This window comes from Ruegeria sp. SAZA006 (assembly GCF_059613465.1).
Genome location: NZ_JBXWSO010000010.1, coordinates 244082 through 263123, shown reverse-complemented (window position 1 = coordinate 263123; position 19042 = coordinate 244082). Strand labels below are relative to the sequence as shown.

The window sequence follows — 19042 nt, the reverse complement described above, 5'->3', positions numbered from 1 at the left end:
GGTATCACCCAAGATACCTTCAAAAAACATGTTTCCGGCTCCAATCACCCGGCTGCCGGACCGGGTCATGCCGCTGCCGGCAGCAATTGGCCCCTCAACGTCATTTCCAGACCCGTTGCAATGTCCACGACCGGCGCATAGCCGAATGCAGCCCGGGCTGCGTCTGAGGACAGATCGAATCTCGTGAATGGCGGACTGTCTCCGGATCGGGTTTCGATCATACCCCGGCCACCTGCGACGGACATGACCTCCTGCGCCAAATCCGCCAAGGAAACCGGATCTCCGCCGGAGATATTGAATACACCGCAAGCTGCGGCCTGGGCCGATTGCAAAATCGCCCGGCTCAGGTCATGCGCATGTACGAAATCAATGCTGTTCTTTGGACCGGTTACTGTGATGTTTTGCCCCGCGGCCGCATCATTCAGCATCCGCACAAGAAACTTGTCATCAGGCAGCCCATGACCATAGAGCGCCGACGGTCTGAGCACGGTCACCCGCGCTCCAGAAGTCCGGGCAAGCTCAGCCAGCCCCGCTTCAGCCAGACGCTTGGTTGTAGCGTAATCACCCCCGAGCGGCCCCGGGGCGGTTTCCGCGCTTTCGTCGATTCTGCGGGCATGAGGATCGCGATAAACCGACCCGCTGGACACAAAGATGAAGTGCACATCACGATCTGTCGCCCAACGCGCCGCATTCAACGTGGCTCGGACATTGCTGTCAAACAGCACCTGCCAAGCCGAGCCGTCACCCGCAGGCCCGGCAAGGTCAATCCGGGCCGCGCAGTGCACGAATACATCCGCACCTTGCGCCAGTTGATCCAGCCTGTCATGGGCGATCGCGTCCTGCAGATCCCAGTCCGACCGGTCGATCCGCGCAACAGGAATGTCACGTCGGCTTAACCAGGCCAAAAGATGGCGACCCAGCAGGCCGGTCGCCCCTGTCAGGGCAACTTTCATGACGTCCCGCCATAGAGGCTGAACTGGGCCGGGATCTGAGGTTCCGACTGTCCGGCCTGATCCAATGTAGCTGTCATTGAACGCGGAACGACCAGCTCACTCCAGTACCGCAGAACCATGCTGTCCCAAGCGATTTCTGGCTCATAGGCAAGGCCGCGGTCGGTCTTGAGGTAACATTCAACCGGGTTGAAACCCAGTTGAGCACAGAACGGTGTAGTACCAGAGAACCGGGCATTGATTTCGAACACCTTGGGTACTCCGTCGTCGCCAAGGCGCAGCTGAAAATTGCAGGCCCCTTCGACGTCCAGCTTGCGCGCGATAGCTGTGACATAGACTTCGATCACCGGATTCCGCTCGGGAATGGCCCGATATGTATCGCCCGACCGAAGCACTCGGCGCAGTGCCAGAACCGGCGACAGACTCCCCTTCGCCCCGACGATCGTGCACGTAAACTCGCGCGAGTCATCGCCGATCAGTTCCTGTACGATGGTTGCCGCCGGATCACCGGGGTAGTTGGCCAGCTCGTCCCGAGAATTCACCCGTTCGACCCCGATGGACCGAAACCCGACCGCCGGTTTGGCAATGACCGGGTAGATCAGATCATCCATTTCCAAGGCCTCGGCCATGGGCCACGTGCGCGGATAGGGCAGCCCGTTATTCGCCAAAAAAGCCGAGGTCAGTCCCTTGTCATCGGCAATACGCACCGTCTCTGGACTGTTGACCACGACCTTTGTCCCGAACTGTTCCGCGATGCGATCCCGGTTTTCGGCACACAATGCCAGTTCGATATCCGTACCGGGGAAATAGTAATCCACGGACTCTGCCTGAAATATCCGTGCCAGTGAGCCGAGGTATCCCGGCGAGCGGCACCCTTCGACCAGAAAGGCTTTGTCGCAGGCATAAAGGCCGGCGGATAGGGCAGACATGTCGGCTCCAAGAATACGCAGCGGCAGATCAGAAATCAGCCTGAGCGACTTGATGATGCCCTGGCCCACTCCGCCACCCGCACCTGTAACCAAAACCGTGATCAATTCATTTCTCCATGAATGAAATAAGCCGTTCCTTTGTCCCCTGACTGAGGTCAGTGGCCTGAATATCCGCGCGGATCTGTTCCAGATCAAAGCTGATCGACGGGATGTCGATTCTCACCCGGTCGCCATCCAGCTCGAGGGTCAGATAAGACAGGCCCGTGCCCCGCCCCTGCCCGACCGCTCCGGGGTTCAGCAGCAGCACTGACCCTTTCGGAATCCTTACCCACTTGCGTTGATCCGCAGGTGTCGGTCTTCCGGCTTCGTCGATCATGACGGCAAAGGCCCGGTGCGAATGCCCAAAGACCCCGACCGTTTTTCCCATTTGTCGCAAGACCGCTGCCGCTGGTGCCCATTGATCCGGTTTCGAGACATAGGACCAGTCCCCATAATCGTAAGGGTTGGCATGTGAGAACAGGATCGGCCCCATGCTATGGCGGTCGGCCCAGGGGTATCGGTCGGCCAACGGTGGGTCGCCCCGGACCTCACCATGCGTCCACTCGACGGACTCCAACACAAATCCTGCAATGTTGTCGTAGAAAGACGGGTTGCCTTTATCCAGATCGAAATAGAACTGATCGTGGTTGCCGCGAATGAACACGCAGTTTTGGCGAGCCATCAGTTGGTCGGTCAGTTCCAACACCTGCCGAGGGCGCACACCATATGTCAACAGATCGCCCAACATGACGACGACATCCGGCGCAAAAGCTTCGGCCTTTTGGATCGCGGTCGCATACGCCGTGGCGTTTCCATGTATGTCGGACAGTACCGCGATCTTCAGCGTACTCATGACCACTCTCCGCCGACCATGTCCGGCAATCCAAATCAAGCGCCGGACCTGGTTCCAATCACTGGGAACACAGGCGCTCTGAAACATCCTTTAACAAATCAACTGCACAGTCCGGCCGAAACGCTCGACGGTGCAATCTTTCTGGGATGATACCGGCTGAGAGCCGTGCCGCAACTCCCTTTGTCCAACCTAGGTCGCGCTGGAACAGTTCGGGTCCGGCCAATCAAGCCAAAGCAAACAATAGCTCAGGAAAATAGTAACTGTCGCCTGATCGGACGAAATAAGAAAGGCCGGGCTCATTCGCCCGGCCTTCTGTGGTCAGCCAATGATCGCGTTCAGTGTCGCACTGGGACGCATCACAGCCGCAGTTTTGGGGCGATCGCCATGGTAATAGCCGCCCAGATCAGCAGGCTTGCCTTGAGCGGCCAGCAGTTCGGACAGGATCTGCTCTTCCTTTTCCGCCAGCTCTTTGGCGATCGGAGCAAAATGCGCGGCCAGTTCGGCATCATCCGACTGCACGGCCAGTGCCTCAGCCCAGTAGCGGGCGAACCAATAGTGGCTGTCGCGGTTGTCCGGCTCGCCAACCTTGCGGCTGGGCGAGCGGTCGTGGTCCAGGATCCCCTGCGTTGCGGCCTCGGCCGCAGCGCCCAAAACGGCGGCCTTGGCGTTTCCGCGGCTGTCGGCCAGGAAGTTCAGCGATTCACCCAGCGCGCAGAATTCGCCCATCGAGTCCCAACGCAGGTGGTTTTCCTCGACCAGTTGCTGAACGTGCTTGGGCGCCGAGCCACCTGCACCGGTTTCGAACAGGCCGCCGCCATTCATCAGCTTGACGATCGACAGCATCTTGGCCGAGGTGCCCAGTTCGAGGATGGGGAACAGGTCGGTCAGATAGTCGCGCAGCACGTTGCCCGTGATCGCGATGCTATCCTTGCCGGCGGTGATGGTTTCCAGGGACTTGCGGGTCGCCTCACGCGGCGCCAGGATGAGGAACTTGTCGGCTACGCCCGCAGCCTCAAGCGCTGGTTTGACGTATTTGATCAGTTCGGCGTCATGGGCGCGGTTCGCATCCAGCCAGAAGATCGCCTCGGACCCGGTCAGGCGCTGGCGGTCCATTGCCAGCTGGATCCAGTTCTCAATCGGGGCTTTCTTGGCGGTGCAAGCGCGCCAGATGTCACCCTTTTCGACCTCATGCGAATGCAGGGTTTCGCCATTGGCCAGAACGACGCGGATTGTGCCGTCTGCGGGCGCTTCGAAGGTGGTCGGGTGGCTGCCGTATTCTTCTGCCTTCTGCGCCATCAGGCCCACATTGGCGACCGAACCGACGGTGGCCGGGTTCAGCGCACCGTTGGCTTTGAAGAAATTGATGGTCTCGTCATAGACCGGCGCATAGCAGCGGTCGGGGATCACGCAGTTGGTGTCGCCCTTCTTGCCGCTCTCGTCCCAGCCCTTGCCGCCCGCGCGGATCACGGCGGGCATCGAAGCGTCGATGATCACGTCCGACGGCACGTGCAGGTTGGTGATGCCCTTGTCACTGTCCACCATGTACATTGTAGGGCGCTCGGCCTTGACCGCTTCGATCGCGGCCATGATCTCGGCATCGTCCTTGACTCGGTTCAGCAGATCGCCCAGCCCCGAGTTAGGGTTGACGCCCAGCTGTGCCATGCGGTCACCGAATTTTTCGAACACCGGCGCCAGCCACGACTTTACGGCGTAGCCGAAAATGATCGGGTCACTGACCTTCATCATCGTCGCCTTCATGTGCAGCGAGAACATCGTGCCGTCTTTCTTGGTGTCCTCGATCGCGGCATCCAGAAACTCCGACAGCGCCTTGACTGACATGAAGGTAGCGTCCGCAACGGTGCCCTCTTCCAGCGTCCAGCCGTCTTTCAGGACGGTAGCACCACCATCCTTGCCCACGAATTCGATCCGCGCATCACCGGCCTGATCCGCAGTGATGGTGGCCGATTTCTCGTTGGCATAAAAATCATTGCCCGGCATCGACGACACCTTGGTCTTGCTGTCGGCCGACCATTCGCCCATCGAGTGCGGGTGCTGTTGCGCATAACGTTTCACCGCCTTGGCGGCGCGGCGGTCGCTGTTGCCCTCGCGCAGAACCGGGTTCACGGCCGAGCCCTTGATCGCGTCATAGCGGGCGCGGATTTCTTTCTCGCCGTCGGTCTTGGGGTCCTCGGGATAGTTCGGGATGTCATAGCCCTGCCCCTGCAGTTCCTTGATGGCAGCGACCAGCTGCGGCACCGAGGCCGAGATGTTGGGCAGCTTGATCACGTTGGCCTCGGGGGTCTTCACCAGCTCACCCAAGGCGGCCAGATCGTCGGGCTGACGCTGCTCTTCGGTCAGGTTTTCGGGGAAGGCCGCGATGATGCGCCCGGCCAGCGAAATATCCTTGGTGCCGACACTGACGCCTGCAGCCGAGGCGAATTTTCGGATGATGGGCAGGAACGAGGCACTGGCCAGCTCCGGCGCTTCGTCTACGATGGTATACAATATGTCGAAGTTCGATTTTTCTGCCATGTTCCCTTACCTTTTTGAGCCTTTCAGGGGCGTGCGATCCAAGAGTTGCGCCACGATCTGCGTGGAGCGCGCGAAGCTTCGGGTCAATACCGCTTCGGGGTGACTCTGGTTTGACAGGGCTTCCCATAAATCACCCGGGGCCCGGGATCAATCGCATCTGAACGCGCATTTTGACCCAGTTCGCGCAAAACCGCGCAAATGCCCGCATTTTCAATCCCCGACGGTACGCGACGCCTTTTCCTCGGCGCAGGCGCTGGCTAAGACGGTCCTCCAACCAAAGATCAAGGAGGCCCCGTTGGACCGCATCGCCCAGACCATCGCCACCGAAATCAATGCCCGGCCGCAGCAGGTCGACGCGGCGGTCAAGCTGCTGGACGAAGGCGCCACCGTGCCCTTCGTGGCGCGCTATCGCAAAGAGGTGACGGGCGGGCTGGACGACAGCCAGCTGCGCACCCTGTCCGACCGGCTGGCCTATCTGCGCGAGCTCGAGGCGCGGCGCGATACGATCCTGAATTCGATCAAGGATCAAGGCAAACTGACCGACGAGCTGGCCAAATCCATTGCCCGCGCCGAAACCAAGGCACAGCTGGAAGACATCTACCTGCCCTACAAACCCAAGCGCCGCACCAAGGCGATGATCGCACGGGAAAACGGGCTGGAGCCGCTGGCCGACGCGATCCTGGCCGACCGCAGCGCCGACCCCGAGGGTCTGGCCCAGGCCTATGTGACCGAGGCCGTCCCCACCACCAAAGACGCGCTGAACGGCGCGCGTGACATCATCACCGAGCGTCTGACCGAAGACGCCGCCCTTCTGGGCGAGCTGCGCAGCTTCATGCAGGCCGAGGCGCTGCTGACCTCGAAGGTGATCGAGGGCAAGGAACAGGAAGGCGCCAAGTTCAGCGACTATTTCGACCATGCCGAGCCCTGGGCCAAGGTGCCCTCGCACCGGGCGCTGGCGATGCTGCGCGCCTCGAAAGAGGGGATCGTGACGCTAGACATTGCCCCCGACCCCGAAACCGGCGCAGCGCGGGCCGAGGCGATCGTGGCCGCCCATCTGCACACACGCGGCGACGGGCCGGGCGATGTGTGGCTGCGCAAGGTTGCGGGCTGGACCTGGCGGGTGAAGCTGTCGCTGTCGATGATGGTCGAGCTGATGGCCGATCTGCGCAGCCGCGCGCAGGAGGAGGCAATTCAGGTTTTTGCGCGCAATCTCAAGGACTTGCTGTTTGCCGCCCCGGCGGGCCCCCGCCCTACATTGGGGCTGGACCCGGGCATCCGCACCGGCGTCAAGGCCGCGGTGGTGGACGCCACGGGCAAGCTGGTGGCGACCGACACGCTGTATCCGTTCCAACCCAAGAACGATCTGCGCGGCGCACAGGCCACCATTCTGAACCTCATCGCCACCCACAAAGTCGAACTGATCGCCATCGGCAACGGCACTGCCAGCCGCGAGACCGAGCGGCTGGTGGCCGACACGCTGAAACTGCTGCCCAAGGGGGTGCAGGCGCCCACCAAGGTCGTGGTGTCCGAGGCCGGGGCCTCGGTTTATTCGGCCTCGGAACTGGCCGCGCGCGAGTTTCCCGACCTGGATGTCTCGCTACGTGGCGCGGTGTCGATCGCCCGCCGCCTGCAGGACCCGCTGGCCGAGCTGGTCAAGATCGAACCCAAGAGCATCGGCGTCGGCCAGTATCAGCATGACGTCGATCAACACCGGCTGAGCCAGTCTCTGGAAGCGGTGATCGAGGACGTGGTGAACGCCGTTGGCGTCGATCTGAATACCGCCTCGGCGCCGCTGCTGGCCCATGTCTCGGGCCTGGGCCCCGGTCTGGCCGAAGCCATCGTGGCGCATCGCGACCTGAACGGCGCGTTCCGGTCGCGACAGGATCTGCTGAAGGTCGCCCGCCTTGGCCCCCGCGCCTTCGAGCAATGCGCGGGCTTCCTCCGCATCCGCGACGAGGATGAGCCGCTGGACGCCTCGGCCGTCCACCCCGAAGCCTATGACGTGGCCCGCCGCATCGTGCAGGCCTGCGGCCGCGACATCCGTCAGATCATGGGAAATGACGGTGCGCTGCGTGGCCTGCGCGCCGAACAGTTCGTCGATGACCGCTTCGGCCTGCCCACGGTGCGCGACATCCTTGCAGAATTGGAAAAGCCCGGCCGCGACCCGCGCCCCAGCTTCGTGACCGCCAGTTTCAAGGAGGGCGTCGAAGAGATCACCGACCTCAAACCCGGCATGGTTCTGGAAGGCACCGTAACCAATGTGGCGGCCTTTGGCGCCTTTGTCGATATCGGCGTGCATCAGGACGGTCTGGTGCATGTTAGCCAGCTGGCCGACCGGTTCGTGAAAGACCCGCATGAGGTAGTCAAGGCCGGTCAGGTCGTGCGCGTCCGTGTCGTTGAGGTCGACGTGCCGCGCAAGCGGATCGGGCTGAGCATGCGCAAGGATGGCGCTGCCTCCGACCGGCAAGATCGCGACGTCAAAGGCCAGAGCGCGCGCGGAAAGAATACAGGCATACCGAAATCACAACGCGCAAAATCACCACATAATGCGCAGCACAGTGCGATTGGGGATGCGCTGCGAAATGCATTTAAAAATCAATAAGCCCCCTGCCCCGCCTGAAGTTCAGGCGGGGGTTTCCGTCTGGAACGCATCGGGCTCCAACTCCTCCCAAAAGGCAAAAATGGCATTGGCGTTCAAACCTGATCGCCATCCGTGTTGCCGGAAGTTCTCTCGGTCTAGCTCGTCCGACAGAGTCGACATGAACAAGCGTTTGTCGGCATCCCGTTGAGTGGGGTTTCGCCGCGAAACCAGGTCTTCGACTATGGCCAACTTGCGGGCACGCTCGGCGCGCTCCGCCACGCGCGCGGCATAAGCTTGATCTTCGCGCGCTTTCTCTTCCTCCCGCTGCTTGGCTGCGGCCAGCGCCTCGGGACTAGGCGGCTTCACGGTCTCTGCCGCGGGAGCCTTGTAGTCATCGCGCAGGGCGGCCGAAAGATATCCCAGCGTTGATTTCACGTCCCCCTGCCCGGCTACATAGTCCAGCTTCTGCTGAACGTAATCCTCACCATGCTCAGAGATCCACTGCCGCGCCAGCCGATCGGACACCCCTTGTTTGCGCAAGGTTTTGTAGACCGCCAGGTTGCGCACCCCATCGCTGTCGTCGATCTCGAACATTGCCTTCTGCGGGTTAGCCTTGATCAGGAACCGAATGTCGGTGACGCTTCGGCCCTTCTTGCGGAACTCGGGCTCGATCAGAATATCCGAGCTCTTGTTCACCTCGGCCACAGCGGGTTTGATGATCTTGGCATTCAGGTGTTTGAAGCTCGTGTAATAGTCACTGCCGTCCACACCCATCAACTTGCGGAACACCTCGAGCGCCCACCACCCGGTCGACCCGGTACGGACGAAACGATAACAATTTTCATACAAGGCCAGCCCGTGCCCCGAGCTGAAATTGCGCTGGATATGCACATTGATCAACGCATAGATCTTCGGATCGTACAGCTTCTGCGCCAAGGCCGGGGAATAGGCGTATTCGCAGATCCCGCCCTTGAGCTTGGCGAAACTCAGCAACGACGACACGCCCCACTCTTGCCGACCTTTTTCGTCGAGCATGTCCCATTCGGCCACTGTCTCGGCAAGCGCTCTCAGGCTGGCGCGCAGTGTGTCGAAGTCGTTCGAGTTGTAGCCTACCATCATCGCCAGGGTGCGAGCATCGATCGTATGGGTCTGCGCGGTGGTCAGTGAGTCGTAGGCATTGAGAAGCAACACGTTGGACAGCTTGCGCTGCAACAGCGTCAGCTTGCCGCTGATATGGATCGCGGCCACATTCTTTTTCACCGTTTCCCGACGCAAAGCGCCTGAGAGGTGATCCATGTCCAGTTGTGTATCCGGCATGATTCTGCCCGGCTGCTCGTTTCCCAAGTTTGTGACACAAAAGGTACCCGTGGATCAACTGAATTTGGGTCCCCATATGCAGGACGGAGTGAATCCCGTAGACAGGTACCTATCCGAATCGGCGACCCAGTTATCCACAGAAGTGGGGGGCAATTGGTTCAAACTTGGAGTCGTGTCCCGCGTGGGCGGCGGTCATCGCAATCGGATTAGACCCTAAATAGTCCACGATAGAGCCCAACCGCGAATCGGTGCCCTTCTCCCCGGATTCGGGACCCTTTGATCCTGTACACAGGTGCCTTTGATCCCGAAGCCAGGAACCCTTGGTCCTGTATCCGGGTGCCAAAGCAGACGCAAATATTTGTTTTTTCTATGTTTTCGGTATGCAAAGAATCTAAAACTCTTAAAAAAAATAAACTTTTTGGTGTGCACCTCTTCATGAATTAATGCAGGTTTCGTCGCGAAACCGAGCTCTTAGGCATTCTTCAGTGGAAAACTGCTCTTTCGAGGATAGCGCAGAAAGAAAATGTTCGGTACATTTCCCGATATACGCCGGAAAGGCGAACATTATTCGAGGCATCGACAGTGACAAAATCTAAACAACCTGCTCTACCGCCGTATTTCAATCTGGATCCGGCCAAGGCTGCATCAAAGTTACCCGATCCTATCGGGACATCACGATTCGCAAAAGCTGCAACCTTCTGTGCCAAAGGGCGCGAAGATCTGGCCCGCCGCGGGTATGCGCCCGATGGCGAAAAGCGCCTTCGCCGGTTTTCGATTTGGGAGATTACCAAATATCTGATCCCGGTGGCTCCGGCCCACCTTCGTCGTGTCCTCAAGGCGAATCCTGACCTTCCGCAAGGCGAAGGCGAAGCGGGATCGAAATGGTTCACGCTCGAAGAAGTTCTGACCTTGAGGCACCATTTCGCTGCTGAAGGTGTAAGCACCAAGGAATACCTGCCTTACCGACCGGAAAACTTGCCGGCAAAAGTTGTTGCCGTTGCCAATTTCAAAGGTGGAGTGGGCAAGACGTCGACTGCTGCTCATCTGGCAATGTCAGCTGCGTTGGACGGTTATAAAGTGCTGGTGATTGATCTTGATAGCCAGGGATCCATGACGTCCATCCTGGGTGGTCGCGTCGCGGATGAATGGCAGACGGTCTTCCCCTTGATCGCAAAAGACTATGCGCGCGCGGTCCAGGAAGAGAACAGGGTCCGCGCCGCTGCCGGTCAACCCGAAATTCCGTTGGACGAAACTCTGCAAGAGGCATTGAGGACCCAACCTCAGGATGTCATTCAGAAGACCCACTGGCCCAACATTGATCTCATTGGCGCTCAACTGAACCTGTATTGGGCCGAATTTCAGATCCCGGTCTGGCGGATGGGCCTTCGCAGCTGGCCGCTGTGGGACGGGCTCACCAACTTCTTGCAGGACGAGGCCGTATTGAATGACTACGACATCGTGTTCCTCGATACTCCTCCTGCACTTGGGTACCTAACGATCAATGCGCTGGCCGCAGCGGACATTTTGCTGGTGCCGCTCGGAGCCTCATTCCTCGAGTTTGACTCCACCGGGCGCTTCTTCGACATGCTCTACACCACGTTCGCCAGCATCGAGGATGGCGAGAACGCGGCACAAAGGGCGGCTGGGTTGCCCGAACTGAAGTTCGAGTGGGATGTCGTGCGCGCGATCATCACCCGGTTCGACGCCAGCCAGCAGACGGACATGGCCAACGTGATACAGGCGTATTTCGGTGACTTCATGAACGCCTATCGGCAGGATTACACCGCCTTGGTCGGTCAGGCCGGAGAACAGGTGAACGGAATCTATGAAGCGGACTACCGTGACTTTAACCGCGACACCTATGTCCGAGGGCGAGAGACCTTCGATCGGACCTACGCGGAATTCAAAGAAGTACTGATCGGGTGTTGGTGGCGCGACGCCCAGATGGGAGGACAGGCAGATGGCTAAACGCAGAAGACTGACGGCGCCGGATGCGGCGGAACTTGAACAACTCGAGGCTGGTTTCGCCGCGAAACCCTCGATCAGCCCGTTCGAGGCCAACCCGACAACTCCGCCAATCGCGCAGGTCGCGGCCGAGGCCGCAACGCTGAATGGCATGGCAGCAGTGACCGACCGCGCAACCCTTGCAAAAGACCAGGGCGACGCTGCGCGTTGGCGGGATGCCCAGGACGCGGGCTTGGTCGCAGAGATGTTACCCATCGACCAGATCGACGCCGATTTCTTGCGGCGCGACCGCATGGTCGATGACGAAGAGGCAATGTCCGAGCTGCTGGAATCTTTGCGCTCCAATGGACTGAGGACGCCGATCGAGGTGACCAAAACCGAGGATGGTTATGGCCTGATTTCGGGCTATCGCCGGTTGGAAGCCTTCCGCCGCTTGGCTGGCGGTGACCCGAAATTCGCCCAAATTCCCGCGTTCGTGCGCCAGGCTGGCGCAGGGCAGGGCGCCTATGTTTCGATGGTCGAGGAGAACGAACTTCGATCAAACCTCAGCCCGTATGAACGTGGGCGCATCGCAGTCCTCGCCGTGGGGCAGGGTGTCTTCCCGTCAACCGAAGCCGCCGTGGATGTTCTGTTCGCCGCAGCCTCCAAGGCCAAAAGGTCCAAGGTCCGCAGCTTTGCGGTGGTTCATGAAGCCTTGGGCGACTTACTGCAGTACCCGGTTGCGTTGTCGGAAAAGGCGGGTCTCAGGATTGCCGCGGCTATTCGGGATGGCGCGCAGACCAAGCTGAGGGAGGCCTTGTCTCGGGGTGAGGCGACGGACCCGAAATCGGAATTGGCCGTGATAGAGGCTGCGTTGAAGGAAGCGCCAGCACCGACTCAGGAAAAGCCGCGTGGGGGCCGCCCGAAACAGATTCAACGGCTGCCAATTCAGACGCTGCCCAAAGGCGGAGAATTGCGAGCAGAGGTATCGGCGGGCGAATTGCGGATTCATCTTCGCGGTCGGACTCTGAGTGTTGACGAAGCCGCGCTGTTGTTGGACCGGCTGGCCGAGCATTTGGGCTGACCATTTTTAACCATTGGTTTGGCCTGTGCTTCCACCGGCCAAACCTTCCTGTAAACAGGTACCTTTCCGCCACTTTCCTTGTAGTGTGCAAAATGGTATAATTATGATCATTATGGCGGACGCTAGCTTTGTTTCCAATAAGCCGGCGTTAAGCCCTTTTGACGCCAAACTGCCTCCGCTATGAATAGCGGAAAGACAGACTGAAACTCGGATAGTGTGAACGTCGGCTGGGCCAACTCCGGCTGGATGCGTTCTTGATTGAATCCCGCTTGGCCCGCAGGTGCATTTCGCCAGCCAGTAGACGCAAATTCCGACTTGGGATAGGTTCTTGTTGGGGCAACAATGCGGACGTTCTGCCTTGCATTGGCAATTAATACGCAACGCGCTGACTATAAGGGCCGGCATACGGTCGGACATATTTTAGCTTCGTCAGAAACCAGGTCCCTCTGACCGACGCCGATTGAACAAAAGGCAAAACACATCGAAGTAATTTCGACCGAGGACTGAAGATGGCTGACATCAGGGCGTGGTTGGAGAGGTATTCACTTGAGAAATACCATGATGTGTTTGCCTCGAACGCGATCGAATTGGATGTTCTTGCCACCCTCACTGAAAATGACCTGGTCGAGCTTGGACTGAACCTCGGGGATCGCAAACGCATGATGCGGGCGATCGAGGCGCTTCGCTCGGATCAAGGTGACGTATCACATTCCGAGAATGCTCTCACGTCATCGCAAACTGGGCCTCAGGCGCCTCCACCCACGGCATTGGAAGGTGTCCCCGAGCGCCGGTATCTGACTTTGGTCTTTGTCGATCTCGTTGGATCGACTGAATTGTCCAGTCATCTGGATCTTGAGGAGTACCGCTCCGTTCTGCACGACTATCAAGCCCTTTGTTTTGATGTCGTGACCCGGCACCAGGGGCACATTGCCCAATTCATCGGAGATGGAGTGGTCGCTTATTTCGGATATCCGACGGTCGAAGAGAACGATGCGGAAAGGGCCGTTGCCGCCGGACTGGAAATCTGTGGCTCCATTGGCCGTATCAAACACGGCAAGGGTGAGGTCATCGGGGTTCGGGTCGGGATTTCTTCCGGGGAAGCCGTGGTCGACAATCACTCGACTTTGGGAGGTCTGGTGGTCGGTGAGGTGCCGAATTTGGCGGCCCGTATCCAGGAACTGGCGGACCCTGGGACGGTCGCCATCAGCGAGCACACCAAGCTACTGATCGGCAGCAACTTTCGCTGCGAGTGGAAGGGAAAACAAAGCCTCAAGGGGTTTGAGAACCCGATCGGCATCTGGAAAGTTCTGAGTGCGGAAGAGCCGATGCTGCGGTTTCAGGCGCGTCCCGGGGTTCAAGGCTCGCCCTTCGTCAACCGGGTTGATGAGATCGCGACGATCAAGACGCATTGGCAGGCCGCACTGAACGGGGCAGGGCAGGCGGTTATGGTTTCCGGTGAGGCCGGCATCGGAAAATCGCGTCTTGTCGAAGAAGCGACCCGCGGATTCGAAGAGAAACAATATCTGCGGCTTGGGTTCCAATGCTCGCCCAACCACGAGCGAAGTGCCCATTTCCCGGTGCTCAGCTGGATCAGCCACATGGCCGATTTCCGCAGAACCGACTCCGACCAGCGGAAGCTACGCAAACTCAGGCAACTGTTTCAGGAGTGGTCGGAGGTTCCGGAAGACTACCTTCCTCTGTTTGCCTATGCCATGTCCTTGCCGGTGGAGGCCGAGGAAGACCTGCTGAAACTGCCCTTTGACCGGCTCAAGCAACAGTTTCAGGATGCCATGGTGCAGACCGTTGCTGCGCTGGCGCGGCATCGACCGGTTCTGTTGCTGTTTGAAGACCTGCATTGGATCGATCCCTCGACTGAGGAAATCATCGCTTTGTTGATCGAGCGCTTCAGGTCCATGCCCGTCATGATCATGTGCACGTTCCGCCCGTCCTACCATCCACCGTGGGAAGGCCTGGATGGAGTGGTCCCACTGACTATTTCCCGCCTTGACCGGGACCACGTCCACCAGATGCTGGATGCGCTTTTGCAGTCCAAACAAGTGACACAGACCATGAAGGACCGGATCGCGAACAGGACGGATGGCGTCCCTCTGTTTGCGGAAGAGATGGCACGAATGATCCAAGGTGGGTTCTTTGACCAGACCGACGCGTCCGCAATGCAGATGCAACAGGCACTGCCATCGACGCTCAAGGAACTCTTCTGGGCCATGTTTGACCGGCTGAGCACGGCCCGCGATATAGTGCCGGTCTGCGCCGCGATTGATCGCAACATCCTGCCTGCGATGGTCAGTTCGGTCAGCGGTCAATCGTACGAGGCAACTCTGCGCATGTTGGACGAGTTGGTCGAGGCGCAAATATTGGTGCGCCGCGGGGTCAATATGGGAGGCGCCTATGCATTCCGCCACGCTTTGATACGGGACGCGGCCTATGACCTGATGTTGCCCAGTCGGGCGCGGGCGGTCCACAGCCGGATCGCCGAGGTGCTGGACACTTCGTTCAGTGATCTGGTGGGTCAGAACCCAGAATTGCTGGCGCAGCATTATGCCCGCGCGGACATGCCCAAACAGGCCCGGGACGCGTGGCGCCGGGCGGCAGTCATCTCGGGCGAGCGATTTGCCAACGAAGAGACCATCCACCATCTTGATGAAGCCTTGACGGAGAACGACAAAATCGCCCCAAGCCCCGACCGGGATCGAGAAGAGATTTCGCTGCGCAAGATGCTGAACGTGGCCCTCAGTACCAGGGCGTTCGGGTCGAAAGAGGTTTTGGCCAATCTGGATCGGTTCCGCCACCTGCTTGACCGTTCTTCCGCCAGTGTGACGGATGCGTTTCTGGCCGTGCATGTGCAGTTCGGTGCTCAGTTGACCCTGGGCGACCCGATGGGCGCGTTGGCTTTGTGTGATTACCTGGAGGAGGTCGCACGGCGCGCGGAAAACCCGACGATGGAGGCGCTCGCGGCGCACAATATCGGCATGAGCAACTTCATGCTTGGGCGTCTCGAGGTCGCAATCTCTGCTTTCGATCGTGCGATTGTGTTGCGCGGGGCAACCGGCCCGGACGATCTGCTGAATTATCACGAGGCAGACATATACTTGGTTGATCAGGCGATGCGGTGCTGGGCAATGGCGCTGCAAAGCGGAGACGGCGGAACGTTTCGCGCCGAGCTGGCGGAACTGGCTGGGCGGATCGGTCGTGAACCACACGATTTCACCCGGTGCTACGGGCTGAACATCCTGGCGACCATCTATCAGATTTTGGGCGACACGGGTGCATTGCTGAATATGGTCAACCAGGCTCTCGAGATCAGTGGGCAACGGGAGTTCCACTACTGGGATGCCTGGGGCCGAATCCTGCACGGCTGGGCGCAGGCATCAGAAGGCCACCATGCTGAGGGGATCGCCGAGATCGCGGCCGGGATCGACGCCTATGTTGAAACAGGTTCAACTCAGATCGTTCTCTACGCTCAGACATTGCTCGCAGACGCGCACTTGATGGCTGGAGAGATTGCCGAGGGCTTGAAGGTGATCGAACTTGTGCGAGCGGGTGAGAAATCCTGGAGTGTCCGGTATCAGCTCCCGTTCACCGACCGGGTCGAGGCGGCCTTGCGCAATGCACAGTCCGAAGTCGCAATGAAGTGAGCCACCCAGTTCGACGCCCTTTTCGCGCCAGATCTATGGTCTAGACATAACTTCCGCAGGGCCGCCGAAAGGTGCAATTATTGAAACATATACGAAAATTTGATAGTGTTTGATGGCATTGTTTCGATTTTTAGATCAAAAAACTGGGGATAATCATGTTCAGACTTAAGGCTTTAGGCGTTTCAATTCTTGGCGCAGCAATGGCGCTTGCAATCCACGGACCAGCAACGGCACAGGAGATTTTGTCCGAAGACGGAACCGTAAAATTTGAAGATGGGATACCGCAGTACTCCGGCGGCACCGAGTTGTTTACTTTTCAGTATCATCAAGTCGTCGACGAAAATGATCCTGAGAACCTGTTGTTTTCGGCGGACCGTCAGTTGGTTTCCTTGGATCCCGTCGAACTTTTCCGGGAATACGGAGACTCCACACGGGTTTTAGAAGCCCCCGGAATGTCGGCGCTTATGGCGCAGTCCCTGGAAGGCGGTTTTGCATCGTCCTTTTCGGACATGGTTCTGACAGAACTTGCGGTGCTGCAGAAGAATTGTGTCGTCAACGGTGCTCCGATCCAAAGTGCAACCATCAAGCCGGTTTACAGCGTTTTGAGGCTTCACACGAACCCGATTAGAACAAACGCCGTGCTGAACATTTTTTCGTACAAGTTGCTGGAATGCAGTGAAGACGGAGTTGATATTTCCATCCCGCTCAAGCGCCGGTGGGTTATCTCGATTGGTTCTGGGTTGGAACAGGGGCCGATCGACAAGACAATCGGTGGGGTCCAGATGAACTACAAGATGTTCGCGCAGGGTAAATCGATCAAGCTGATGGCATATTATTCCAATCTGACACTGCATGGCGAAAGATGGGGACCGGATATGCGTCTAATTTCCGGGTTTGACCAACTCGGCAATGTCGACCCCAGAAACAAGTACTACACTCCGAAGGCCGCAAGTTGCCTTGATATCGACTTCAAGAACAAGCCGCCGAATGATGTTGACGTTTGGTCTGTTGCGCCCAGCGACATGAGGTTCTGCGCCCGTGGGTGCATTCCCGGAGATGTCAGCGCCACCAAGTAAGGCTGTTTCTGTTCAGGTTTGACCAAACCGCAGACCCTGCGCCCGCGACATTTGTCGACTGATCAAGGCGCAGGGTTTTCAAAGGATTAACCGTGTCCGCGATAGGGCGCACGCGCTGATCGGAGATCCAGACATTTTCGGGCATCGCGCATGTCTGCATGAACACGTCGATAGGGATGCCGCCACGTGGATACCAATACCCACCAATCCGCAACCATCGCTGCGTCAAAAACCTGACTCGGCGCCGGGCAATGGAACCGGTGCAGTCCTCTTGGAAGGCGCCGTGGTTTCGGATCGATCCCAGAAACAGTTTCAGCGACTTCGACCTGACAAGCCGGTCCCCCGGAATGTAATCGATCGCCAGATGGGCAAAGTCAGACTGTCGCTTCATCGGGCAGAGCGAAGTGAACGCGGGCGCGGTGAAGCGCACGCATTACTTGAAATCGGCTTGTGGATTCTGAATCCCTGTTTGCAACCTGGGTAGGCTGCAACCGGGATGCGCAGTGTTTAAAGGTGGGCAATCTACTGCCAAGCCGAAACGTTTTGTAGTCTCGAACGTCTCTGAGTTTTCTGCTGAATATTGCGCATTTTCCGGTGTCCAGCGGGTCACCGCATGACAAAAGGATCAGGAATAGGGTCGTCGCTGGTGCGCAGCCAAACGGACTTGATTTTTGTGTAGTCCAGGGCAGCCTGCAACCCGCCCTCGCGCCCATGCCCCGACAATCCATGCCCCCCAAACGGAGCGATCGGACTGACTGCGCGATAGGTGTTGACCCAGACAATGCCGGCTCGGATTGACCGAACCATCCGATGGGCCCGCGTGAGATTTTGCGTGAACACGCCCGAGGCCAGGCCAAACCGGGTATCGTTTGCGATCGCGATGGCCTCATCCTCTGTTTCGAAAGAAACAACCGACAGGACGGGGCCGAAGAATTCGTGCGTCAGGCAATCAGCATCGCGCGCCCGACTGCAATCCAGAATGGTCGGTGGAAAGTAGAATCCCGCGCGATCAAGTGGCTGGCCGCCAGTAATCAATTGCGCGCCTTGGGCCTGCGACCGGGTGACAAGTTCGGCGGCCCAATTCTGCTGTCGCTGCGTGCACAGAGGTCCGACTTCGGTTGCCATCTCATCCGGTGCGCCGATCACGACCGATTCGGCCTTTTGCCGCAGACGGTCCAGGACCGCGTCCTTGATCGATGCCTGAACCACAAGCCGCGACCCGGCAACGCAGCTTTGACCCGACGCTGCGAAAATTCCGGAGACCTGAGCGTTGACCGCACTATCCAGATCCGCATCCTCGAACACGATGAAGGGCGACTTTCCACCCAACTCCAAAGAGGTAGAGGCCAGGTTTTCTGCCGAGTTTCGCACAATATGCCGAGCCGTTTCCGGCCCGCCGGTAAAGGCGACATGGGCAATTCTTTCGTGCCGGGTCAAGGCAGCGCCGACATCGGGCCCGCCCGTCAGGACATTCAGAACGCCTTCGGGAAATCCGGCCTTGTGAAAAATCCGCGCGAATTCCAGCATTGGGGCAGGGGCCTCTTCCGAAGCCTTCAGCACCACAGTGCAACCGGCGGCCAGGGCCGGGCCGATCTTGACCGCCGACAGGAACAATTGCGAGTTCCAAGGCACGATCGCCGCGACAACCCCTACGGGTTCTCGCCGCAGCCAAACCTCCATATCTGGCTTGTCGATGGGCAGGTGGGCGCCTTCGATCTTGTCCGCGAGTCCCGCGTAGTAACGATAGTAATCCGCGACATAGGCGATCTGCGCCGAGGTTTCGCGGATGATTTTGCCTGTATCGCGGGTTTCCAGCTCGGCCAGTCCGGGCGCGTTTTCGGCGATCAGATCTGCCAATCGGTATAGCAGCTTGCCCCGCGCCGTTGCGGTCAGTGACGCCCATTCCGGGGAATTGAAGGCCTTGTCCGCAGCCATCACCGCCTGGTCCACATCGGCTTGGCTGGCGGCGGGGATCTGCGCCCAAGCCTCACCTGTGGATGGATCTACACTTTCGAACCAGGTGTCGCCATCGCGGAAAGTGCCGCCGATATAGTTCTGAAACCGTTGCATCCAGAATTCCC

At 59.0% G+C, this 19042-nt stretch carries 11 protein-coding genes and 1 pseudogene; 5 read left to right on the top strand and 7 right to left on the bottom strand.

Annotation, left to right across the window (positions count from 1 at the left end; translation table 11 throughout):
• Positions 1-65 precede the first annotated feature (65 nt).
• The 4 genes from AC2FNZ_RS10750 to AC2FNZ_RS10735 all read right to left on the bottom strand — a co-directional run bounded on the left by AC2FNZ_RS10750 (position 66) and on the right by AC2FNZ_RS10735 (position 5303).
• Positions 66-953: an NAD-dependent epimerase/dehydratase family protein gene (locus tag AC2FNZ_RS10750; protein ID WP_496840590.1), complete on the bottom strand. Its 888-nt coding sequence runs from the start codon at positions 951-953 to the stop codon at positions 66-68.
• Positions 950-1984 carry an ATP-grasp domain-containing protein gene (locus AC2FNZ_RS10745; protein ID WP_496840589.1) on the bottom strand — a complete coding sequence of 345 codons (1035 nt, stop codon included), beginning with the start codon at positions 1982-1984 and terminating at the stop codon, positions 950-952. Before AC2FNZ_RS10745 ends, AC2FNZ_RS10750 begins: the two co-directional genes overlap by 4 nt.
• A 1-nt stretch (position 1985) precedes the next feature.
• On the bottom strand, positions 1986-2771 hold the full coding sequence (locus AC2FNZ_RS10740; RefSeq protein ID WP_496840587.1) for a metallophosphoesterase family protein: 786 nt from the start codon (positions 2769-2771) through the stop codon (positions 1986-1988).
• A 318-nt stretch (positions 2772-3089) separates the two neighbouring features.
• Positions 3090-5303: an NADP-dependent isocitrate dehydrogenase gene (locus AC2FNZ_RS10735; RefSeq protein ID WP_496840585.1), complete on the bottom strand. Its 2214-nt coding sequence runs from the start codon at positions 5301-5303 to the stop codon at positions 3090-3092.
• A gap of 295 nt (positions 5304-5598) precedes the next feature.
• Here AC2FNZ_RS10735 and AC2FNZ_RS10730 point away from each other — a divergent pair, with 295 nt between their 5' ends.
• Positions 5599-7905: a Tex family protein gene (locus tag AC2FNZ_RS10730; protein ID WP_496840583.1), complete on the top strand. Its 2307-nt coding sequence runs from the start codon at positions 5599-5601 to the stop codon at positions 7903-7905.
• 21 nt (positions 7906-7926) lie between these two features.
• Here AC2FNZ_RS10730 and AC2FNZ_RS10725 read toward each other — a convergent pair whose 3' ends face one another.
• The gene (locus AC2FNZ_RS10725) at positions 7927-9201 is read right to left on the bottom strand and encodes a replication initiation protein (protein ID WP_093963740.1); all 1275 of its coding nucleotides are present in this window, start codon (positions 9199-9201) and stop codon (positions 7927-7929) included.
• A gap of 582 nt (positions 9202-9783) precedes the next feature.
• Between AC2FNZ_RS10725 and AC2FNZ_RS10720 the strand changes: the two genes are divergently transcribed.
• The 4 genes from AC2FNZ_RS10720 (at position 9784) to AC2FNZ_RS10705 (ending at position 16961) form a co-directional block, all read left to right on the top strand.
• Entirely contained in the window at positions 9784-11169 is a 1386-nt protein-coding gene (locus AC2FNZ_RS10720) for an AAA family ATPase (RefSeq protein WP_170589055.1), read from the top strand.
• Positions 11162-12229 (top strand): ParB/RepB/Spo0J family partition protein, encoded by a 1068-nt coding sequence (locus tag AC2FNZ_RS10715; RefSeq protein ID WP_496840581.1) that lies wholly within the window; start codon positions 11162-11164, stop codon positions 12227-12229. The genes AC2FNZ_RS10720 and AC2FNZ_RS10715 overlap by 8 nt, the downstream gene beginning before the upstream one ends.
• 509 nt (positions 12230-12738) lie before the next feature.
• Entirely contained in the window at positions 12739-15885 is a 3147-nt protein-coding gene (locus AC2FNZ_RS10710) for an adenylate/guanylate cyclase domain-containing protein (protein WP_496840580.1), read from the top strand.
• 155 nt (positions 15886-16040) lie between these two features.
• Entirely contained in the window at positions 16041-16961 is a 921-nt protein-coding gene (locus AC2FNZ_RS10705; RefSeq protein ID WP_480727755.1) for a hypothetical protein, read from the top strand.
• Positions 16962-17047: 86 nt separating this feature from the next.
• Here AC2FNZ_RS10705 and queF read toward each other — a convergent pair.
• Positions 17048-17424, bottom strand: a pseudogene (queF, locus tag AC2FNZ_RS10700) (preQ(1) synthase); the annotation flags it as partial.
• 143 nt (positions 17425-17567) lie between these two features.
• Entirely contained in the window at positions 17568-19031 is a 1464-nt protein-coding gene (locus tag AC2FNZ_RS10695) for an aldehyde dehydrogenase (protein ID WP_093963221.1), read from the bottom strand.
• Positions 19032-19042 lie beyond the last annotated feature (11 nt).